Origin of the sequence: Streptomyces sp. NPDC056373 (genome assembly GCF_042262425.1) — a bacterium.
Classification (GTDB): domain Bacteria; phylum Actinomycetota; class Actinomycetes; order Streptomycetales; family Streptomycetaceae; genus Streptomyces.
In genome coordinates, this window is the sequence record NZ_JBHJPX010000027.1 from 45,725 (window position 1) to 64,496 (window position 18,772).

The window sequence follows — 18,772 nt, forward strand, 5'->3', positions numbered from 1 at the left end:
CAATCAGTAACGCTGGACTCACAGCACGTACACCCGCACTCGAGGGGGGACCTCACCCATGCAGGCCGCGCCGCCCGTCCGCGCCACAGCGATCCCGTCCTTCACGACCGCCCTGCGTGCCGTCGAGTCGCTGCTGATGCGCAGCGGCCAGCGCACGGCCCGCCGCAACGCCTGGACCTCCGTGCTGGAGGACCGCCGCCGCGCCAAGGACCGGGTCGAGACGCAGCGCGTCATCGAGCAGTCCCTGTCCGTCCGCTCCGTCCGCCCCTGACTCCGGGCCCTCCCCCAGGGGCACCCGCGGACACTGCCGTCGTCGGGGCTTGTGGGGCCACGTAGACTGCGTGGCATGGCGAGGAAGGAACCTGCAGCGGACGCTGCGAATGCGGGGCGACTGAAGCAGATCGCCCTGACCTACAAGATGACCCGCAAGGCCGACAAGAAGATCGGTCTTGTACTCGCGGCAGTCGGAATCGTCACCTTCGGTGTCTTCCTCGCGATCGGTTTCTTGATCGGTCACCCCATCTATCTCGGCATCCTGGGCCTCCTGCTCGCCTTCCTCGCGTCGGCGATCGTGTTCGGGCGCCGGGCCGAGCGGGCCGCCTTCGGGCAGATGGAGGGACAGCCCGGGGCCGCGGCGGCGGTGCTCGACAACATCGGCCGGGGCTGGACGACGACCCCCGCGGTGGCGATGAACCGCAACCAGGACGTGGTGCACCGCGCGGTCGGCAAGGCCGGCGTCGTCCTGGTCGCCGAGGGCAACCCGAACCGGGTGAAGACCCTGCTGGCCGCCGAGAAGCGGAAGATGAACCGCATCGTCGCGGACGTCCCGGTGCATGACCTGGTCGTGGGCACGGGCGAGGGCCAGATCGAGCTGAAGAAGCTGCGGACGACCATGCTGAAGCTCCCGCGCGTGCTGACCGGCCCGCAGGTCACGGCCACCAACGACCGGCTGCGTGCGCTCGGTGACCTGATGAGCAACATGCCGCTGCCGAAGGGGCCGATGCCGAAGGGCATGCGCCTGCCGAAGGGCGGGCCGAAGGCTCGCTGACATCCGCACACGACATGAACGAGGGGCGCCCGGATCACACCGGGCGCCCCTCGTTCGTGTCGGCCGTGTCGGCTCGTTCTCGTCGGTCCGTGCCGGCCGGCCGGTCCGTGCCGGCCGGTTCACACTTAGGTCAGATGCGGACCTCGACCGTGCCGGCCAGCCGGTCGTGCAGGCCCCGGCCGTCGCGGTCCCAGATCAGCGCGGGGATCGCGAGGAAGAGCAGGACCGTGCGCAGGGCGGCGCGCCAGGGGCTGACCCGGCCGGTGTCCAGGGCGAGCACGCGCAGGCCGAGGAGGCGCTTGCCGGGGGTGAAACCGATGGTGCCGACCGTGAGGACCATCAGCGCGAACATGATGAGCGGCGCCCAGGTCTGGGCCGCCTCGTTGTAGCTCTGCGTGATGAGACCGTATGCGATCAGGAGACACAGGCCCCAGTCGACGGCGAGGGCACCGATCCGGCGGCCCGGGCGGGCGATCGAGCCGGGTCCCTCCTCGGGCAGACCGAGCTGCTCGCCCCGGTATCCGAAGTCGACACCGGCCTCTTCCGCGGCCGCGCGGGGCCCAGAGAGCCAGGATCCGAGTGCTTGCCTGTTGTCCACCCGTCCACGGTACTGCGCCCGCAAATGACCAGGGCACGGCGGGGTGTGTCCGGGCTACGGTGGAGGGTGAGCCGGTTAACTTGTGCGAAACAAATGAGTCACGCCCGAGAAACCACCCGTCCCTAGGGTCGAGGTCAGCGTGTGCCACCCGCACTGGCAGCACGAACGAACTACCACCCCGGCGGGACGGTCGGGAGTAGGAGGAGCTGGATGTTCCAGAACGCCGACGAGGCCAAGAAGTTCATCGCGGACGAGGACGTCAAGTTCATCGACGTCCGCTTCTGCGACCTGCCGGGCGTGATGCAGCACTTCACGATCCCCGCATCGGCCTTCGACCCGGCCGAGGAGCTCGCCTTCGACGGCTCCTCGATCCGCGGCTTCCAGGCCATCCACGAGTCCGACATGGCGCTGCGCGCGGACCTGTCGACCGCCCGGGTCGACCCGTTCCGCCGTGACAAGACGGTCAACATCAACTTCTTCATCCACGACCCGATCACGGGCGAGCAGTACTCCCGTGACCCGCGCAACGTGGCGAAGAAGGCCGAGGCCTACCTCGCGTCGACCGGCATCGCCGACACGGCGTACTTCGGTCCCGAGGCCGAGTTCTACGTCTTCGACTCCGTCCGCTTCGCGACCAGCGCGAACGAGTCCTTCTACCACATCGACTCCGAGGCCGGCGCCTGGAACACCGGCGCCGTCGAGAACAACCGTGGTTACAAGGTCCGCTACAAGGGCGGCTACTTCCCGGTCCCGCCGGTCGACCACTTCGCCGACCTGCGTGCCCAGATCTCCCTGGAGCTGGACCGCGCCGGCCTGCAGGTCGAGCGCCAGCACCACGAGGTGGGCACCGCCGGCCAGGCCGAGATCAACTACAAGTTCAACACGCTGCTCGCCGCGGCCGACGACCTGCAGCTCTTCAAGTACATCGTGAAGAACGTGGCGTGGCAGAACGGCAAGACCGCGACCTTCATGCCGAAGCCGATCTTCGGTGACAACGGCTCGGGCATGCACGTCCACCAGTCGCTGTGGACCGGCGGCCAGCCGCTGTTCTACGACGAGGCCGGTTACGCGGGCCTGTCGGACACCGCCCGCTACTACATCGGCGGCATCCTCAAGCACGCCCCGTCGCTGCTGGCCTTCACCAACCCGACGGTGAACTCGTACCACCGCCTGGTGCCGGGCTTCGAGGCGCCGGTGAACCTGGTGTACTCGCAGCGCAACCGCTCCGCCGCGATGCGTATCCCGATCACCGGCTCGAACCCGAAGGCCAAGCGCGTCGAGTTCCGCGCGCCCGACTCCTCCGGCAACCCGTACCTGGCCTTCTCGGCGCTGCTGCTGGCCGGCCTGGACGGCATCAAGAACAAGATCGAGCCGGCCGAGCCGATCGACAAGGACCTCTACGAGCTGGCCCCCGAGGAGCACGCGGGCGTCCCGCAGGTCCCGACCTCGCTCCCGGCCGTCCTCGACCGCCTGGAGGCCGACCACGAGTTCCTGCTCGCGGGCGACGTCTTCACGCCGGACCTGATCGAGACGTGGATCGACTACAAGCGCGCCAACGAGATCGCGCCGCTGCAGCTGCGTCCGCACCCGCACGAGTTCGAGCTGTACTTCGACGTGTGATCGACGCCTGATCGAGGCATGACCGCCCGCGCCCCCGCCGTCCTTCCGACGGCGGGGGCGCGGGCGTGTGTTCTATTCTTGAGGCAGGACCGCACGGGGGTGGGATGGGAATGCCCGAGCACGAACAGGACGACCAGGAGCGCGAGTTCGACCTCAGATGGGCGGACGGAGCCGAGCACAAGGAGCCCTCCGCCCGGGCCCGCATGCTCGCCGCGCGCTGGAAGCACGACCCGCCCGGGCCGGTGCCCTTCCGCGCCGACCCGGAGCACGTCGGCTCGCGCCGCCGCTCCCCCTGGATCTCGACCGCCGTGGTGCTGGGCTGCCTGGCGGCGGTGATCGTGCTGCTGGGGTACGTCAACTTCCGGGCCCCGTACTAGGTCCGGACCGCAGGGACGAGCTCGCGTCACGGCGTCGGTCCCTGACCTCGGGGAGGGGCTCGAAGCCGGCCGCCCGGTAGGTGGAGACGGCGGCGACGTTGGAGCTCGGGGTGCACACGAGCGCGCTCGACGAGCCCAGCTCACGCAGGGCCGCAGCCGCGGCGACGGTGATCGCCTTGCCGTGGCCCTGCCCGCGATGGTCCCGGTGCACGCCCATCGGCTCGATCACCCCGGGCTTCCCCGGACCCGCCGACCACACCGTCACCGTCGCCACCGCGTCGCCCCGGCCGTCGTACGCGACCAGACACCGAGCCTCGGCGTACGGCACTCCGCCCGCCATGGCGTGCCAGTGGTCCTCCGTGAACGTGGACCTGTCGAACGACGCTCGCTGTACCGCGGCCCGGACGTACGCCTGCTCCGGCCCGATCACCTCGATCCGCACACCTGGCTCCCCCACCCGCTCCGTCAGGCCCCGGCGCAGCGGCGTCCAGGGCGCGTCGATGCTCCAGCCCTCCCGGCACAGCAGCTCCTGGACCGGTGAGCCGGCGGGCGCCTCGACGTACGCCTCGCCCTCCTTGAGCACACCGCGTTCCGGCTCGGTCAGGTCCGCCACCAGATGTCGCGCCAGCTCCTCGTCCTGGCGGACGTCCGGTGCCATCGCCAGCCGCAGCAGCTCGGGGCCGTCCAGCAACCCGACGGCGAGAATCCGTCCGCCACGGCTCCAGGTCCGTACCGCCGCGGCCGTCGCCCTCGCGCCGAAGCGCCAGAACCAGCCCACGTCTCCCGGGTGCAGCTGCATCGGCGCCCCGTCGTCCTGCCACTCCCGCAGAGCGCCCACGGCCTCGCCCAAGCCGCCGATCCCGGGTATGCCCACCTCGATCGCCATGGCCCCGATGACACACCATCGCTCCGGCGGTACGCACCCGGATTTGGCTGCTGTTAGCGTCCGGCCCCGTGGATGATCACGTGTACGTGGGCAACGCCGGTGCGGACGCCGCGCTGGACCGGGGCTGGATTCTCGGGCATTTCAAGGGGGCCGGGGATCCTCGGCACAGCGAGGACGTGGAGATCAAGTGGGGTGTGCATCCTCCGGGCGACGAGCGGGCCGAGTGGGTGCGAGGTGAGGCTCGTACCGCGCTGCTCGTGCTGATCAGCGGGCGGTTCCGGGTGGAGCTGCCCGGGCGCAGTGTGCTGCTGGAGCGGCAGGGGGACTACGTCGTGTGGGGGCGCGGCGTCGATCACTCGTGGATCGCCGAGGAGGAGTCGGTCGTGCTGACGGTGCGGTGGCCGTCCGTGCCCGGCTATGCGGTGGCCGCGGGCGGGTGACGCCGTTGCCCGGCCCGTCCGGACCACCCCTCTCGCTCGCGAGCGGGGCGCCTTTGCCCGCTCTGGGGACGTGCACGACCCGTTCATGAGCGGGGCCGGTGCACACTGGCGGTGGGACGAGTGCGTGACTGCGGGGTGAGGCAGATGCACAGCCGCTTCCGGAGCGACCGGCGGTTGACCACCCGGATGGGTGTCACGCTGTTTCTGCTCGGACTGTTGTACGTGGTGTTCGTCGCCGCGTTGATCGTGTTGCTGAAGTCGTGGGTGCTCGTCGTGGTGGTCGCGGCGGCACTGCTCGGTTCGCAGTACTGGTTCTCGGACCGCATCGCGCTGTACGCCATGCGAGGCCGGGTCGTGGAGCGGGACGAGTATCCCGAGTTGCACGGCGTCGTGGACCGGCTGTGTGCCATCGCCGACATGCCCAAGCCGGTGGTCGCCGTGTCCACGATGGACATGCCGAACGCGTTCGCGACCGGACGGAACCCCGATCACGCGGTGGTGTGTGTGACGACCGGGCTGCTGCGGCGGCTGGAGCCGGCCGAGCTGGAGGGTGTCCTCGCCCACGAGCTGTCGCACGTGGCGCACAAGGACGTCGCCGTGATCACGGTCGCGTCGTTCCTCGGGGTGATCGCCGGGCTGATCGTGCGGTTCGCCTTCTACTCGCAGCTGTTCGGCGGGGCCAGGAGGGACCAGAACACGGCGGCGATCTTCGCCGCGGTGATGGGTGTGGCCGCGACCGTGTACGCGGTCAGTTTCCTGCTGATCCGCGCCCTGTCCCGGTACCGGGAGCTGGCCGCGGACCGGGCTGCGGCCCTGCTCACCGGCCGCCCCTCGGCACTGGCCTCCGCGCTCACCAAGGTCTCCGGCGACATCGCCCGCATCCCGACCAAGGACCTGCGCACGGCCCAGGCCTTCAACGCCTTCTACTTCACACCGGCGCTGGGCCGTGAGCCCGGTGTCGCACGGCTCTTCTCGACGCACCCGAGCCTGGAGCAGCGGCTCGACCAGCTGGGCCGGATCTCCGCCGAGCTGGGCGAGGCGGCGGCACCGGGAGGGGGGTGATCGGGCGGATGGGGCTGCTGGACATTCTGCTCGGCCGGACGAAGCCGGTCGTGGCGGATCTCGACCGGCTCTTCGCGCTGCCGTCGGCGGCCGTGACGCTGGAGGCGGCGGCCGGCTTCACCCCGACCGGGCAGGGCGCGGTCTGCTTCGCCTCGGTCGAGGGTGCGGCCTTCGAGCAGTCCCACCGCGAAGTGCAGGCGCTGCTGGACGCCGACATCGACCGCGACGGACCGCCGGTGGAGCTGCGGCAGGACGACTACGGCTACTCCTGGCTGGTCTCACGCCGTGCCCCCGACCGGCTCCCCGCCCTCGTGAACGACCTGCACGCCGTGAACAGCCAGATGGAGGTCAACGGGTTCGGGCCTCAACTGCTCTGCTCGCTGGCCGGGTTCGAGGACCCCTCCGGCCGGCGGCTCGCGCTGGTCTACCTCTACAAGCGAGGTACCTTCTATCCGTTCGCGCCCCTGCCGGACGGGACGCAGCGGCGCGACAACGCACTCGAACTGCAGGTGCGGGCCGCGCTCTCCGGCGATCTGCGCATCGAGCAGGACCTGGGCCGCTGGTTCCCGGTGTGGGGGGCACCGGGACTGTGAACGCCCCTCATCGGCCGTGGGTCGCGTGAGTGAATGGCCGGATGAGCGAGCTGATCCCTTTCACGCACGTCGTCGGCGGCGAACGGCTCAAGGGGCTGTCCGCGGGCGACGGCGCGCCGGCCCGGGCGACGGTGGTGTTGCTGCACGGCGCGGGCCACGGCAGCAAGGAGCGACTGGTGCCGTGGCTGGCGGAGTTCGCCGCGCACGGTTGTCACGCCCTCGCCTTCGACTTCTCGGGCCACGGGGAGAGCACGGGCCTGCTGAGTGAGCTGAGCCTGCGCCGCCGTTTCGAGCAGGCCGTCTCCGTCATCGACGCCCGCGTGCGGGTGGACGCGCCGCTGGTCCTGGTCGGGTTCAGCATGAGCGGTCAGACGGTGGCGGACCTCGTGCGGCATTACGGGAAGCGGGTGGCGGCCCTGGGGCTGTGCGCGCCGGCCGTGTACGCGGGCGAGGCGTGGGACGTGCCGTTCGGTGCGGGCGACGGGCGGTTCAGCGAGCTCATCCGCCGCCCCGGAAGCTGGTGTGCCTCCCCCGCCCTCGATGTGCTGCGGTCGTACGAGGGGCGGGCCGTGCTGGTCGTGCCGGGCACGGACGAGGTCATCCCGTCCGCCGTGACGGACGCCTTCTCCGAGGCGCTGGCCCGTCGCGCGCAGTTCACCCACCGGGTACTTCCCGACGCCGGGCACCGTTTGGGCCTGTGGTTCCGTGATCACCCCGGCGACCGGCGGGAGTTCGTCACCGCCGTCCTGACCGGACTCGGCGAGCAGGGCTGGACGGCGACCCGCGGGTGGGTGGCCAAGCAGCTTCCCGCAGGCCGTACCGTCACCACGTCGTCTTTTCTGACCGGTGGCTGGAGCGCCCAGATGCGGCGGCTCACCCTCGACGACGGCACCGAACTGGCGTTGCGAACCTTCGTGAAGCCCTTCTTCCGGCGGCACGCGCCAGGGCTGCTGGCCCGCGAGGCGGAGATTCTCACGCTGCTGGCGGGGCAGGAGAGCGTGCCGGCCGCCGAGCTGATCGGCGTCGACGCGACGGGCGAGCACTGCGACCATCCGTCCCTGCTGATGTCGGTCCTTCCGGGGCGGGTCCGGGTCGACGAGCAGGACCTGGAGGCCCGGGTGGACCTGCTCGCGGCTCAGCTCGCGCGGATCCACCGGATCGTCCCCCGGGAGCGTCCGCGGACCTACCAGGCGTGGACCTCGCCGACTGCGATCCCCTCGGGGTGGGAACGGGCCGTGGACGTCATCCGCCGCACTCCCCCGCCCTACGACGGCTGCTTCCTGCACCGGGACTTCCACCCCGGGAACGTGCTGTTCACGGGCTCGGGGGCTGACCTGCGCATCAGCGGGGTCGTCGACTGGGTGGAGACCTCGTGGGGGCCGGCCGACCTCGACGTCGCCCACTGTGCGACAGCACTCGCGCTGCTGCACGGGCCCGAGTACGGCCTCGGCTTCCGGGAGCGCTACGAGGCACAGGGCGGGCGGCGCCTGGCCGACGCCCCGGACCATCTGTACTGGCGGCTGCTCGACGCGCTGGCCTACGTACCCGACGCGGCGAAGTTCGCGGGGCCGTGGCGGGAGCTGGGGCGGTCCGATCTGACGCCGGAGGTGATGGGCGGACGGCTGGAGGCGTATGTGACGGGGCTGCTGGAGCGGTACGGCTGAGGTGTTCGACGGGGTGTTGCGTCAGTCAGTGCCCGGGTCTCGACCACCGGGACCCGAGTATCAGCATCAATGTCAGTGCCGTCCGCGATGATGCCGTCGGGCGAGGGATGCGACGAGTGGAGGCCGTCATGGGTGCGCAGCGGTACATCGACGTGGCGGAGCGGCGGGCCCGGCTCGCGCTGCGGCAGCGGCTGGCCGGGCGGGCGCGGGCGGGGACGCCCGAGGAGGTCGCCGATTCGCTGGTCGCGCTGCACGGCACCGACCCGGCGACGGTGTACCTGGCGGTGGGAGCGCGGCTCGCCGATCCCGCGAGGACGGTGGAGGAGACCGGGCGGGCCCTGTACGAGGACCGTCGTCTGGTGCGGATGCACGGCATGCGGCACACCGTGTTCGTGTTCCCCGCCGAGCTGACCGCCGTCGTGCACGCCTCGACGGGGCTGGCCGTCGCCGCGCGGGAGAGGGCCTCGCTGCTCAAGCACATGGCGACGGCCGGTGCGCCGGACGCGGCCTGGCTGAGGGAGGTCGAGGAGTCGGCGCTGGCGGCGCTCGCCCGGCGCGGGCAGGCGACCGCGGCCGAACTCGCGCAGGACGAGCCGCGCCTGCGCGAGCAGTTCGTGTACGCGGCCGGGAAGAGCTACGAGGGGGTGCACACGGTCTCGACACGGTTGCTGAAGGTGCTGGGCGTGGAGGGGAAGGTCGTCCGCGGCCGGCCTCTCGGCTCGTGGACGTCGAGCCAGTTCCGCTGGGCCGTGGCCCCCGAGCACCCCGAGCTGGATGCCGCTCAGGCGCAGGCGGAGCTGCTGAGACGGTGGCTCGCCGCGTGCGGCCCGGCGACGGAGGCCGATCTGAAGTGGTGGACCGGGTGGCGTGTGACGGAGGTGCGCAGGGCGCTGGCCGCGATCGGGGCGGAGGCGGTGTCGCTGGACGAGGGCACCGGGTATGTGGCCGAGGGCGACACGGGCCCGGTGCCGTCACCCGGCGAACCCTGGGCCGCGCTGTTGCCCGGCCTCGATCCGACGGCGATGGGGTGGCAGCAGCGCGACTGGTATCTCGCGCCGGAGCTGCGGCCCCGGCTGTTCGACGGCAGCGGCAACGTCGGACCGACCGTGTGGTGGAACGGACGGGTGGTCGGGGGCTGGGCCCAGCGGCCGGACGGGGAGATCGTCTGGCGGATCCTCGAGGAGGAGGGTGCCGGCCGGGACGCCCGCGCGGCGATCGAGTCGGAGGCGGAGCGGCTGACCGGCTGGCTGGGCACGACCAGGGTCACGCCGCGCTTCCGCACGCCGCTGGAGAAGGAACTGGCGGCGGGCTGAGACCGACTCGTCTCCGACGAGCACCAGGACGGCATGAACGAGCGCCGGGCGCCCCGTCGTTCGGGATGCCCGGCGCTCGGATAGGAGAGGTCAGCGGGCGTACCGCATGAAGGCCCGCACCATGTGGCACGTCGTGTCCGACGGCGGGTGGACGCCGATCAGCTCCGCCGTGTCGCGGATGGTCTCGTCGCGGGCCTGGTTGGGCATGTGGACGCCCGAGTCGAGCAGGGCGATGGCCAGGCGCATCGCCTTGAGACGGCGGTTGTGCGTCACGTACCACTGGCGCGGCCGGCCCGGCGGCAGCGGCCGCTTCTCCACGGGCGCGTACGGCAGGTCGAGCGGAACGGGACGCTTCGCGGTGGACTGGGTGGGCAACGGCTTCGACTTCAGGGCGGCAGCGGGCACAGGCATCCTCCTGTCGCGGTCGGGCGGCTCACCGAAGACGTCTGCATCCCCGGCGCCCCACCCTCGAACACTGCTTACAGTTTACCGCCCGGCACTGACAACGGGGAGCCCGCAGAGCCCGGCAAATGCCCTGGTCGGCACGGCAATTGACCGCGTGTCACGACAGCTCCGCGAGGTACGGAAGGGGCGCCAGAAATTCGAACAAGCCGGTCGGCGCGTACCGTGTGCGCATGGAGATCTGGATCAATCCCGCCTGTTCGAAGTGCCGCAGCGCCCTGACCCTGCTCGACGCCGAGGGCGCCGACTACACCGTCCGCCGCTACCTGGAGGACGTGCCGAGCGAGGACGAGATCCGGGGCGTGCTGGAGCGTCTCGGTCTGGAGCCCTGGGACATCACCCGCACCGGGGAGGCCGACGCCAAGGAGCTCGGACTCAAGGAGTGGCCACGGGACGCCGCCTCGCGCGAGCGCTGGATCACCGCTCTCGCCGAGCACCCGAAGCTGATCCAGCGCCCGATCATCACCGCGGACGACGGCACGGCGGTGGTCGGCCGTACCGACGAGGCCGTGCGGGACGCCCTGTCGCACTGACCAGCCACCCCACCCTCGTGTGGCACAGGTCACTTGAGTGACTCCTGTAACCGCTGAGTAACCTCGTTCGGTATCTCGTACATAGCGGCGTACGCTCCCCTACCTCTTCAGGAGGCGCGCATGTCGCGCAGGAGAACTCTCGGTACGAAGAAGAAGATCGCGCTGCTGGTGAGCGCGGCGACGGTGGCGGGAGGCGGGGCCTTCGTCATGGCGAGCACGTCGAACGCGGCGCCGCCGACCCCCAGGTCGGCGTCGGAGTCGACGGTCTGCCTGGGTCTCGCCACCGCCCTCGGCAACAACCAGAAGTTCATCGCGGACCAGCGGGCCAACCCGGACGCACAGTCGGAGGCGCGGATCGCCAACCGCGAGGCGGTCGTCGCGGAGATCAAGCGGAAGCAGGAGGCGTCGGGGTGCGCCGTCGGGGAGTCGGCTCAGGACTCCCAGACCGCGCAGCCCTCGCAGCCCGCCCAGTCGGCCCAGCCGCCCGCGGCTTCGGCCCAGCCGTCACAGCCCGCCGAGTCCGCCCCCGCGGGAGACGCCGGGGACGGTGCCGCTGCCTCCGGGCAGCAGGTGTGCAACGGCTCCACGGTCACGCTCTCCGGCGAGGGCGGTGCGCCCGCCGCGTCCAGCAACCAGTTCCCGGCCGGCACGAAGCTGAAGGTCACCAACCTGGACAACAACAAGTCCACGACGGTGGAGGTCACTTCGGTCTCCGGCAGCTGTGCGCTGCTCAACAACGCGGCCTTCGAACAGGTCCGTGAGCCCGGCAAGTTCCTGATCCGCCGGGCCCTGATCGAGAAGGTGGGGTGAGGCTCCACGGCCGAGTGAATCGATGAGGCGGCGGCCACCCCCTCGGCCGCCCCTCGTACGTGTCACCGGTCCTGCCGCCCCCGGCCAGGGGTGGCAGGACCGGCGCGTGCGGGCTGTGCGGCGCCGTTCACCGGCTCGACGGAGGGGAGCCGGTGAACGGCGCCGCACCCGTGAAAACGCCCTCACGGCGTGAAGTGCGGCACAGCATGACCAGGTAACACGGGGTTCACATTCGAGCAATGGCCGGGAAATCGCCTGTTGTCAGGCTGCCGGGCAGCAGACGCGGCGCACCGGTGCCGCTGCGCCGCACGCACCCGCGATACGCGCCCAGACACACCCGAGGATGTGGCCCGTGACCTTCAAGGCTGAGTACATCTGGATCGACGGCACCGAGCCGACGGCCAAACTGCGTTCCAAGACCAAGATCATCACGGGTGCGCCCGCCGGTCTCGACGCACTGCCGATCTGGGGCTTCGACGGGTCTTCGACCAACCAGGCCGAGGGCCACTCCTCGGACTGTGTCCTCAAGCCGGTCTTCAGCTGCCCCGACCCGATCCGTGGCGGCGACGACATCCTGGTGCTGTGCGAGGTCCTGAACATCGACCTCACCCCGCACGCCAGCAACACCCGTGCGGCGCTGGCCGAAGTCGCGGAGAAGTTCGCGGCGCAGGAGCCGATCTTCGGCATCGAGCAGGAGTACACGTTCTTCAAGGACGGCTACCCGCTCGGCTTCCCCAAGGGCGGCTTCCCGGCCCCGCAGGGCGGCTACTACTGCGGTGTCGGCGCGGACGAGATCTTCGGCCGTGACGTCGTCGAGGCGCACCTGGACAACTGCCTGAAGGCCGGTCTGGCCATCTCCGGCATCAACGCCGAGGTCATGCCCGGCCAGTGGGAGTTCCAGGTCGGCCCGGTCTCCCCGCTGGAGGTCTCCGACCACCTGTGGGTGGCCCGCTGGCTGCTCTACCGCACCGCGGAGGACTTCGACATCGCCGCCACGCTCGACCCCAAGCCGGTCAAGGGCGACTGGAACGGCGCCGGTGCGCACACCAACTTCTCCACCAAGGCGATGCGCGAGGGTTACGACGCGATCATCACCGCGGCCGAGTCGCTCGGCGAGGGCTCCAAGCCGCTCGACCACGTCAAGAACTACGGCGCCGGCATCGACGACCGCCTCACCGGCCTGCACGAGACGGCCCCGTGGAACGAGTACTCCTACGGCGTCTCCAACCGCGGCGCCTCGGTGCGTATCCCGTGGCAGGTCGAGAAGGACGGCAAGGGCTACATCGAGGACCGCCGTCCGAACGCCAACGTCGACCCGTACGTGGTGACGCGTCTGCTCGTCGACACGTGCTGCTCGGCGCTGGAGAAGGCCGGCCAGGTCTGATCCGACCCGTTCGCTTCGCGCAACGCGCAGGGGCGCTCGCCGTACGCGGTGGGCGCCCCCGTTCGTCTGCCGCGGCGTCGTGGCTCGTCGCACAGTTCCCCGCGCCCCTGACGGGGCTTGTTTGTCCAAGCAGTGAGAGGAGGGTCCCGGTGGGCGATCGGCTCTGCTTCAATGGGGTCATGGCCAGCTACCGGAAGTGCGTCGCGACGGGTCGTCATGACCTCGAGCCCTTCTGGCCGTCCCGCCAGGACCACGACTTCGACCGGGTGTGTTGCCGCGCGACGAACGCGCCGGCCCTCTAAAGCCGTACACCCCGGCCTTCGGCCAGCGCGCACCGCGTACGTCCCTCGGCGAGCCCGACCACGAATCGCGGCCGTCGACCTCCCCGACGAACTCCTCGCGCGAAAGAGCTGACCTCTCATGGCGACCACTCGTTCCCTGTCCTCCGCCGCCCCTCTCACCACTCCCGCGCCGCACGGCCCCCGGCACCGGCTGCGTGCCGTCGACCGGGACGAGGTGGTCACGGTCGCGGACCTGCTGCCGCCGGGTGCCACCTGGCTGCCGGCACCGCAGCACACCCTGCCCACGCTGCCGGGGCAGCCGCCCATGATCGGCTACCTGGTGCTCGTCCCGGCCGACCAGCAGCCGCCGTTCCCGGTGGCGGTGCCGGACCTGCCGCAGGCCGCCGGCCCGGAGCCCGTCGCCGAGCCGGGCGGTGAGCCGCTGATCAGGGTCGACACCGTGCAGCGCACCGCCCGGGTGGCAGGCCGCCCGCTCGACCTCACCTACCTGGAGTTCGAGCTGCTGGCACATCTGGTGGCGCACCCGGGCCGGGTCCACACCCGCGACCAGCTGGTCGGCACGGTGTGGGGTTACGGACACGTGGGCGACGGCCGCACGGTCGACGTCCACATCGCCCGCCTGCGCCGCAAGCTGGGCGCGGAGCACCGCGACACGATCCGCACGGTGCGCCGCGTGGGCTACAAGTACGTGCCGCCGACGGGCCGCTGACGCCCGCGGACGGCCCGGCGCTCCGTCTCTGCCGACAGCAGATCCCCGTTCCGTCCGCTCACCCGGCCGGGCAGAGTCACCGGCATGAGGCTTCTGATGCTGGGTGGTACGGAGTTCGTGGGACGGGCCGTCGTGGAGGCGGCGCTGGGGCGGGGCTGGGAGGTGACCGTCTTCCACCGGGGCCGGCACGAGGCCCCGCCGGGCGTCCGCTCGCTCCTCGGTGACCGCACCGCGCCCGGCGGCCCGGCGGCCCTGGCCGACGACCCGGGCGAGTGGGACGTCGTCGTGGACACGTGGTCCGGGGCGCCCCGGGCCGTGCTGGACACGGCGCGGCTGCTGCGGGGCCGCGCCGGCCGGTACGTGTACGTGTCGAGCTGCTCGGTGTACGCGTGGGCCCCGCCCGCCGGGTACGGCGAGGACGCGCCCCTGGTGCAGGGGGCGGCGGCCGACGCGCAGCAGACCGACTACGCCCGGGACAAGAGAGGCGGCGAGCTGGCCGCCCTCGAGTCCTTCGGCGCGGACCGTTCGCTGCTGGTCCGGGCCGGGCTGATCCTTGGTCCGTACGAGAACGTCGGCCGTCTCCCGTGGTGGCTGACCCGGATGGCCCGCGGTGGCCCGGTCCTGGCGCCGGGGCCGCGGGACCTCCCCCTGCAGTACGTCGACGTACGGGACCTGTCGGAGTGGATCCTCGGCGCGGTGGAGCAGGAGCTGAGCGGGCCCTACAGCCTGATCAGTCCGCAGGGGCACGCCACGATGGGGACGTTCCTCGACGCGTGCGCGCGGGTCACGTGCGGTGCGGCCGAACTGCGCTGGACCGAGCCCGGGGTGGTCCTGGAGGCGGGCATCGAGCCGTGGACCCAGTTGCCGGTGTGGGTGCCGCCGGGCAGCGACCTGCACGACGCCCTGCACAGCGCGGACGTCTCCCGGGCGGTGGGGACCGGGCTGGTCTGCCGGCCCGTGGAGGAGACCGTGGCGGACACCTGGAACTGGCTGTGCGACATCGGCGGTGTCGCGCCCCAGCGCCCGGACCGGACACGCAAGGGCCTCGACCCGGAGGTGGAGGCGAAGGTGCTCGCGGCCGGAACGGGCGTGTGAACACCGCGCGTTCGCCGCTGCGGTGTACTCAGCACCACCCCGGGGCCGGGGGTCCGGCCCCGTGACCGGGCACGTCCGCTCGGCGAGACTGACGCCATGACCACGGACACGAAGAACGGCACCGTACGGACGACAGGGCGGGGCATCGGGCTCGCCGCGGTGCGGGGGCTCGCCCTGGCCCTCTTCTCCCTGCCGGGGGCGGTGCTGTGCTTCTGCCTGTCCCTGGTCTCGATCGCGCTCATCCCGATCGGGGTCGGCATCGTCACCACGCCGTACGTGCTGACGGGGGTCCGGGCGTTCGCGAACGCCCGGCGGGTGCTCGCGGCGGAGTGGGGCGGGGTGCGGATCCCTCCTGCGTACCGGCCGCTGCCCGAGGGCGCCAACCCCTGGGCGCGCACCTTCGGGATGCTGCGCGACCCGGCGACCTGGCGGGACCTGCGGTGGCTGCCGGCCGACATGACCGCGGGGTTCGTCACCGCGCTGCTGCCTGCGGTGCTGCTGTTCTACCCGCTGGAGGGGTTCGCGCTGGCGCTCGGGCTGTGGCGGGTCTTCCCCGACGGCTACTGGTACGGGTTCGTGCCGGTGACGGGGCAGGCGTCGGCGCTGGGTGCAGGAGCCCTGGGCCTGGTGCTGCTGTTCCTCGCGCACGTGTGGACCCCCCGTCTGCTGGGCGTCCACTTCCGGCTCACCCGGGCCGTGCTCGGCGGCAGCAAGGGACAACTGGCCGAGCGGGTGCGGGTGCTGACCGAGACGCGGCGCGACGCCGTGGACGCCTCCGCGGCAGAACTGCGGCGCATCGAGCGGGACCTGCACGACGGGGCGCAGGCCAGGCTGGTCGCCGTCGGCATGGACCTGGGCACCATCGAGGCGCTCCTCGACAAGGACCCGGCCCAGGCGAAGCTGCTGATCGCGCAGGCCCGGGCGTCCTCGGTGGAGGCGCTGACCGAGCTGCGCGAGCTGGTGCGCGGCATCCATCCGCCGGTCCTCGCCGAACGCGGTCTGGGTGACGCCGTGCGGGCGCTGGCGCTGCGGCTGCCCGTGGCCACCGAGGTGAGCGTGGATCTGCCCGGGCGGGCCGAGGCGCCCGTGGAGTCGGCCGCGTACTTCGCGGTGAGCGAGGTGCTGGCCAACGCCGTGAAGCACTCGGGCGCCGACCGGATCTGGGTCGATCTGCACCGGGCGGACGGCATGCTGCGGGCGACCGTCACGGACAACGGCAAGGGCGGCGCGGTGATCGGGGCCGGTTCGGGGCTGGCCGGGATCGAGCGGCGACTGGGTACATTCGACGGCGTCCTGGCCGTCAGCAGCCCCGCGGGCGGCCCCACCATGGTCACCGTGGAGATCCCTTGCGCGTAGTTCTGGCCGAAGACCTCTTCCTGCTGCGCGACGGACTCGTCCGGCTGCTGCAGGCGCACGGCTTCGAGATCGCGGCGGCCGTCGGGACCGGGCCCGAACTGGCCGCCGCGCTGGCCGAGCTGGACCCGGACGTGGCCGTCGTCGACGTGCGCCTGCCGCCCACCCAGACCGACGAGGGCCTGCAGTGCGCGCTCGACGCCCGCAGGAAGCGGCCGGGTCTGCCGGTGCTGGTGCTCTCCCAGCACGTGGAGCAGCTGTACGCGCGCGAGCTGCTCGCCGACGGCACCGGCGGGATCGGCTATCTGCTGAAGGACCGGGTGTTCGACGCCGAGCAGTTCGTGGACGCGGTACGGCGGGTCGCCGCTGGTGGTACGGCGATGGACCCGCAGGTCATCCAGCAGCTGCTGGCCCGCCGTTCGGGCGACGACCGGCCGCTGGCGCGGCTGACGCCCCGGGAGCGGGAGGTGCTGGAGCTGATGGCGCAGGGCCGGTCCAACGCGGCGATCGCCGGGAAACTCGTCGTGACGGAACGGGCGATCGCCAAGCACACCGCCAACATCTTCGCCAAACTGGGGCTTGAGGTCTCGGACGACGACAACCGTCGTGTGCTGGCGGTTCTGGCGTATCTCGACCACGGCCGATGAAACCGGACGAACTGATTCACCCACCGTGGGGGATCAGCAACTTCCGGTGCCGAAGGGGCTGTTGAGGACACACGGCCCTCACGAATCTCGCATCAATTTCCGAGACATCTGAACACCTGTGGGACCACCTCCGTATGGAAGGGAGCCGCTTCACTCCTGTCGGGCGCCTCGATGCCCCCGAAAAAGGAAGTCAGAGGAGTTCCATGGGACGCAACACAAGAAAACGCCGTACGCCGCTGGCCACCAAGGCCATTGCCGCATCGGCGGCCCTAGCGCTCGGTGGGGGCGGGCTGATCTGGGCAAACTTCTACGCCTCGGCGCACGAGGAGAACTCGGCGAACCAGACGAAGTCCGCGGGCGCACAGATCGCCACGATCCAGTGCCCGGACGTCGGACAGAAGCTGACCGATGTACCGGACGGCGCTCGTCAGGGGGTGGACAAGGAGCTGGCCAACCTCGACAAGCAGATCAGCGAGGCCTACACCCGTCTCGCCTCCACGCGTCAGGCCCAGGCCGGTGACGCGAGCTTCGTCGACAACGCCATCCTCGGCCCGCTGAAGTCGAAGCGGACCGCGGTCATCGACCGGATCGGCATCAACATCCGGCGGGTGGGCGGGCAGGCCCCGGGCAACCTCGAGCAGCTGGCCTCGTGCCAGGGCATGGCCGCCGACGCCAACACCACCGACGGCCAGGGCGGCGGCGGTCAGAACAACGACGGCCAGAACAACAACGACGGCCAGAACAACGACGGTCAGAACAACGACGGCGGCCAGAACAACGGCGGCGGTCAGGACCAGGGCCAGAACAACGGCGGCCAGGACAACGGGCAGGGCGGCAACGGCGGGCAGAACGGCAACGGCCCGGCGGCGGACGACTTCATCAAGATCGAGGACGTCCAGCCCAACTCCCGCAACCTGCCGAACGGCCTCGCCGCGAACGGCAACGGCGGTTCCACGGGCACGTTCACCACGGAGTGCGGCACCAACGAGAACGAGAACCGCAACTCGGACAACGTGATCGTGGCGCCCGGCGTCTCCAACGGTGCGCAGCACCAGCACGACTACGTCGGCAACCAGAACAACAACGCCTTCGCGAGCGACGACGACCTGGCCAACGGCCAGACGACCTGCCAGAACCAGGGCGACAAGTCCACCTACTTCTGGCCGGTCATCCGGATCCAGGACGGTTCGGACGACATCGACGCCGGTCAGCCCGGCGGCGGCCAGGACGGCAACGTCGGCAAGATCGTCCAGCCGGCCGAGGCCCAGCTGAAGTTCGTCGGCAACCGCACCAGCGACGTCGTCGCGATGCCGAAGGCCCTGCGCATCATCACCGGTGACGCCAAGTCCCTCACCAACGGCCTGAACAATGCCAACACGTCCTGGACCTGCACGGGCTTCGAGGACCGTCAGGTGACGGACAAGTACCCGCTCTGCCCCGAGGGCAGCAACGTGGTCCGGCTGTCCAACTTCCAGAGCTGCTGGGACGGGCAGAACATCGACAGCGCCAACCACCGCACCCACGTGGACTTCGTGGAGGCGGACGGCAGCTGCTCGAACGGCTTCAAGGCCATCCCCCAGCTCCAGGTCCGACTGGTCTACGACGTCCAGGCGCCGCAGATCAACAACGGCCAGGTGCAGAACGCCTTCGCGGTGGACTCCTTCCCGGAGCAGCTGCACAAGCCGATCACCGACCACAACGACTTCATCAACTTCTTCGACGAGAACCTGATGAACAAGATGGTCCAGTGCATCAACGACGGTCAGGACTGCAAGTAGTCCTGAACCGGTAGCGCGGAAGGCCGGCGGGGGGGGGGGGGCCCCCCCCCCCCCCCCCCCCGGGGGACCCCCCCCCCCCCCCGGGTGGGTGGGGCCGC

At 71.1% G+C, this 18,772-nt stretch carries 20 protein-coding genes; 17 read left to right on the forward strand and 3 right to left on the reverse strand.

Annotation, left to right across the window (positions count from 1 at the left end; translation table 11 throughout):
- Positions 1-58 precede the first annotated feature (58 nt).
- Together ACFCXS_RS37600 and ACFCXS_RS37605 are read left to right on the forward strand one after the other, a co-directional pair.
- Positions 59-271 (forward strand): hypothetical protein, encoded by a 213-nt coding sequence (locus ACFCXS_RS37600; RefSeq protein ID WP_376647834.1) that lies wholly within the window; start codon positions 59-61, stop codon positions 269-271.
- Positions 272-346: 75 nt separating this feature from the next.
- Positions 347-1,048, forward strand: coding sequence for a DUF4191 domain-containing protein (locus ACFCXS_RS37605; RefSeq protein WP_376647835.1), 702 nt, complete (start codon positions 347-349; stop codon positions 1,046-1,048).
- Between the two features lie 130 nt (positions 1,049-1,178).
- On the opposite strand, the gene ACFCXS_RS37610 is transcribed toward ACFCXS_RS37605, so the two are convergent.
- The gene (locus ACFCXS_RS37610) at positions 1,179-1,646 is read right to left on the reverse strand and encodes an RDD family protein (protein ID WP_376647836.1); all 468 of its coding nucleotides are present in this window, start codon (positions 1,644-1,646) and stop codon (positions 1,179-1,181) included.
- Positions 1,647-1,856: 210 nt separating this feature from the next.
- Between ACFCXS_RS37610 and glnA the strand changes: the two genes are divergently transcribed.
- Together glnA and ACFCXS_RS37620 are read left to right on the forward strand one after the other, a co-directional pair.
- Positions 1,857-3,266 (forward strand): type I glutamate--ammonia ligase, encoded by a 1,410-nt coding sequence (gene glnA, locus ACFCXS_RS37615; RefSeq protein WP_376647837.1) that lies wholly within the window; start codon positions 1,857-1,859, stop codon positions 3,264-3,266.
- A 110-nt stretch (positions 3,267-3,376) separates the two neighbouring features.
- The gene (locus tag ACFCXS_RS37620) at positions 3,377-3,643 is read left to right on the forward strand and encodes a hypothetical protein (RefSeq protein WP_376647838.1); all 267 of its coding nucleotides are present in this window, start codon (positions 3,377-3,379) and stop codon (positions 3,641-3,643) included.
- On the opposite strand, the gene ACFCXS_RS37625 is transcribed toward ACFCXS_RS37620, so the two are convergent.
- The gene (locus ACFCXS_RS37625; protein WP_376647839.1) at positions 3,621-4,529 is read right to left on the reverse strand and encodes a GNAT family N-acetyltransferase; all 909 of its coding nucleotides are present in this window, start codon (positions 4,527-4,529) and stop codon (positions 3,621-3,623) included. The two genes, ACFCXS_RS37620 and ACFCXS_RS37625, sit on opposite strands and share 23 nt — an antisense overlap.
- 68 nt (positions 4,530-4,597) lie before the next feature.
- Between ACFCXS_RS37625 and ACFCXS_RS37630 the strand changes: the two genes are divergently transcribed.
- From ACFCXS_RS37630 to ACFCXS_RS37650, 5 genes are all read left to right on the forward strand, one after another.
- On the forward strand, positions 4,598-4,969 hold the full coding sequence (locus ACFCXS_RS37630) for a signal peptidase I (protein ID WP_376647840.1): 372 nt from the start codon (positions 4,598-4,600) through the stop codon (positions 4,967-4,969).
- A gap of 144 nt (positions 4,970-5,113) precedes the next feature.
- Positions 5,114-6,031: a zinc metalloprotease HtpX gene (gene htpX, locus ACFCXS_RS37635; RefSeq protein ID WP_376647841.1), complete on the forward strand. Its 918-nt coding sequence runs from the start codon at positions 5,114-5,116 to the stop codon at positions 6,029-6,031.
- A gap of 8 nt (positions 6,032-6,039) precedes the next feature.
- Complete coding sequence (locus ACFCXS_RS37640; RefSeq protein ID WP_376647842.1) at positions 6,040-6,624, forward strand: hypothetical protein; 585 nt, start codon at positions 6,040-6,042, stop codon at positions 6,622-6,624.
- A gap of 41 nt (positions 6,625-6,665) precedes the next feature.
- Positions 6,666-8,288, forward strand: a complete 1,623-nt coding sequence (locus tag ACFCXS_RS37645; protein WP_376647843.1) for an alpha/beta fold hydrolase — start codon at positions 6,666-6,668, stop codon at positions 8,286-8,288.
- A gap of 128 nt (positions 8,289-8,416) precedes the next feature.
- Complete coding sequence (locus ACFCXS_RS37650; RefSeq protein WP_376647844.1) at positions 8,417-9,601, forward strand: winged helix DNA-binding domain-containing protein; 1,185 nt, start codon at positions 8,417-8,419, stop codon at positions 9,599-9,601.
- Between the two features lie 90 nt (positions 9,602-9,691).
- On the opposite strand, the gene ACFCXS_RS37655 is transcribed toward ACFCXS_RS37650, so the two are convergent.
- Positions 9,692-10,006 (reverse strand): hypothetical protein, encoded by a 315-nt coding sequence (locus tag ACFCXS_RS37655; RefSeq protein WP_376647845.1) that lies wholly within the window; start codon positions 10,004-10,006, stop codon positions 9,692-9,694.
- A gap of 230 nt (positions 10,007-10,236) precedes the next feature.
- Here ACFCXS_RS37655 and ACFCXS_RS37660 point away from each other — a divergent pair, with 230 nt between their 5' ends.
- The 8 genes from ACFCXS_RS37660 to ACFCXS_RS37695 all read left to right on the forward strand — a co-directional run bounded on the left by ACFCXS_RS37660 (position 10,237) and on the right by ACFCXS_RS37695 (position 18,674).
- On the forward strand, positions 10,237-10,596 hold the full coding sequence (locus ACFCXS_RS37660; protein ID WP_376647846.1) for an arsenate reductase family protein: 360 nt from the start codon (positions 10,237-10,239) through the stop codon (positions 10,594-10,596).
- 120 nt (positions 10,597-10,716) lie between these two features.
- Positions 10,717-11,406, forward strand: coding sequence for a hypothetical protein (locus ACFCXS_RS37665; protein ID WP_376647847.1), 690 nt, complete (start codon positions 10,717-10,719; stop codon positions 11,404-11,406).
- A gap of 352 nt (positions 11,407-11,758) precedes the next feature.
- Complete coding sequence (gene glnII, locus ACFCXS_RS37670; protein WP_376647848.1) at positions 11,759-12,790, forward strand: glutamine synthetase; 1,032 nt, start codon at positions 11,759-11,761, stop codon at positions 12,788-12,790.
- Between the two features lie 420 nt (positions 12,791-13,210).
- Positions 13,211-13,801, forward strand: coding sequence for a winged helix-turn-helix domain-containing protein (locus tag ACFCXS_RS37675; protein WP_376647849.1), 591 nt, complete (start codon positions 13,211-13,213; stop codon positions 13,799-13,801).
- Between the two features lie 84 nt (positions 13,802-13,885).
- On the forward strand, positions 13,886-14,896 hold the full coding sequence (locus ACFCXS_RS37680) for an NAD-dependent epimerase/dehydratase family protein (RefSeq protein ID WP_376647850.1): 1,011 nt from the start codon (positions 13,886-13,888) through the stop codon (positions 14,894-14,896).
- Between the two features lie 96 nt (positions 14,897-14,992).
- Positions 14,993-16,252, forward strand: coding sequence for a sensor histidine kinase (locus tag ACFCXS_RS37685; protein ID WP_376647851.1), 1,260 nt, complete (start codon positions 14,993-14,995; stop codon positions 16,250-16,252).
- A complete protein-coding gene (locus tag ACFCXS_RS37690; protein ID WP_376647852.1) occupies positions 16,243-16,896 on the forward strand; it encodes a LuxR C-terminal-related transcriptional regulator in 654 nt (217 codons plus the stop codon). Before ACFCXS_RS37685 ends, ACFCXS_RS37690 begins: the two co-directional genes overlap by 10 nt.
- A gap of 203 nt (positions 16,897-17,099) precedes the next feature.
- On the forward strand, positions 17,100-18,674 hold the full coding sequence (locus ACFCXS_RS37695) for a DUF1996 domain-containing protein (RefSeq protein WP_376647853.1): 1,575 nt from the start codon (positions 17,100-17,102) through the stop codon (positions 18,672-18,674).
- Positions 18,675-18,772: the final 98 nt, after the last annotated feature.

What these genes read in the sequence shown, in the direction of transcription:
- ACFCXS_RS37650 (WP_376647844.1), top strand. Translation starts at nt 8,417, where the DNA reads ATGGGTGCGCAGCGGTACATCGACGTGGCGGAGCGGCGGGCCCGGCTC.
- ACFCXS_RS37600 (WP_376647834.1), top strand. Translation starts at nt 59, where the DNA reads ATGCAGGCCGCGCCGCCCGTCCGCGCCACAGCGATCCCGTCCTTCACG.
- ACFCXS_RS37680 (WP_376647850.1), top strand. Translation starts at nt 13,886, where the DNA reads ATGAGGCTTCTGATGCTGGGTGGTACGGAGTTCGTGGGACGGGCCGTC.
- ACFCXS_RS37640 (WP_376647842.1), top strand. Translation starts at nt 6,040, where the DNA reads ATGGGGCTGCTGGACATTCTGCTCGGCCGGACGAAGCCGGTCGTGGCG.
- htpX (WP_376647841.1), top strand. Translation starts at nt 5,114, where the DNA reads ATGCACAGCCGCTTCCGGAGCGACCGGCGGTTGACCACCCGGATGGGT.
- ACFCXS_RS37620 (WP_376647838.1), top strand. Translation starts at nt 3,377, where the DNA reads ATGCCCGAGCACGAACAGGACGACCAGGAGCGCGAGTTCGACCTCAGA.
- ACFCXS_RS37625 (WP_376647839.1), bottom strand. Translation starts at nt 4,529, where the DNA reads ATGGCGATCGAGGTGGGCATACCCGGGATCGGCGGCTTGGGCGAGGCC.
- ACFCXS_RS37605 (WP_376647835.1), top strand. Translation starts at nt 347, where the DNA reads ATGGCGAGGAAGGAACCTGCAGCGGACGCTGCGAATGCGGGGCGACTG.
- ACFCXS_RS37695 (WP_376647853.1), top strand. Translation starts at nt 17,100, where the DNA reads ATGGGACGCAACACAAGAAAACGCCGTACGCCGCTGGCCACCAAGGCC.
- ACFCXS_RS37645 (WP_376647843.1), top strand. Translation starts at nt 6,666, where the DNA reads ATGAGCGAGCTGATCCCTTTCACGCACGTCGTCGGCGGCGAACGGCTC.
- ACFCXS_RS37685 (WP_376647851.1), top strand. Translation starts at nt 14,993, where the DNA reads ATGACCACGGACACGAAGAACGGCACCGTACGGACGACAGGGCGGGGC.
- ACFCXS_RS37665 (WP_376647847.1), top strand. Translation starts at nt 10,717, where the DNA reads ATGTCGCGCAGGAGAACTCTCGGTACGAAGAAGAAGATCGCGCTGCTG.
- glnA (WP_376647837.1), top strand. Translation starts at nt 1,857, where the DNA reads ATGTTCCAGAACGCCGACGAGGCCAAGAAGTTCATCGCGGACGAGGAC.
- ACFCXS_RS37660 (WP_376647846.1), top strand. Translation starts at nt 10,237, where the DNA reads ATGGAGATCTGGATCAATCCCGCCTGTTCGAAGTGCCGCAGCGCCCTG.
- ACFCXS_RS37675 (WP_376647849.1), top strand. Translation starts at nt 13,211, where the DNA reads ATGGCGACCACTCGTTCCCTGTCCTCCGCCGCCCCTCTCACCACTCCC.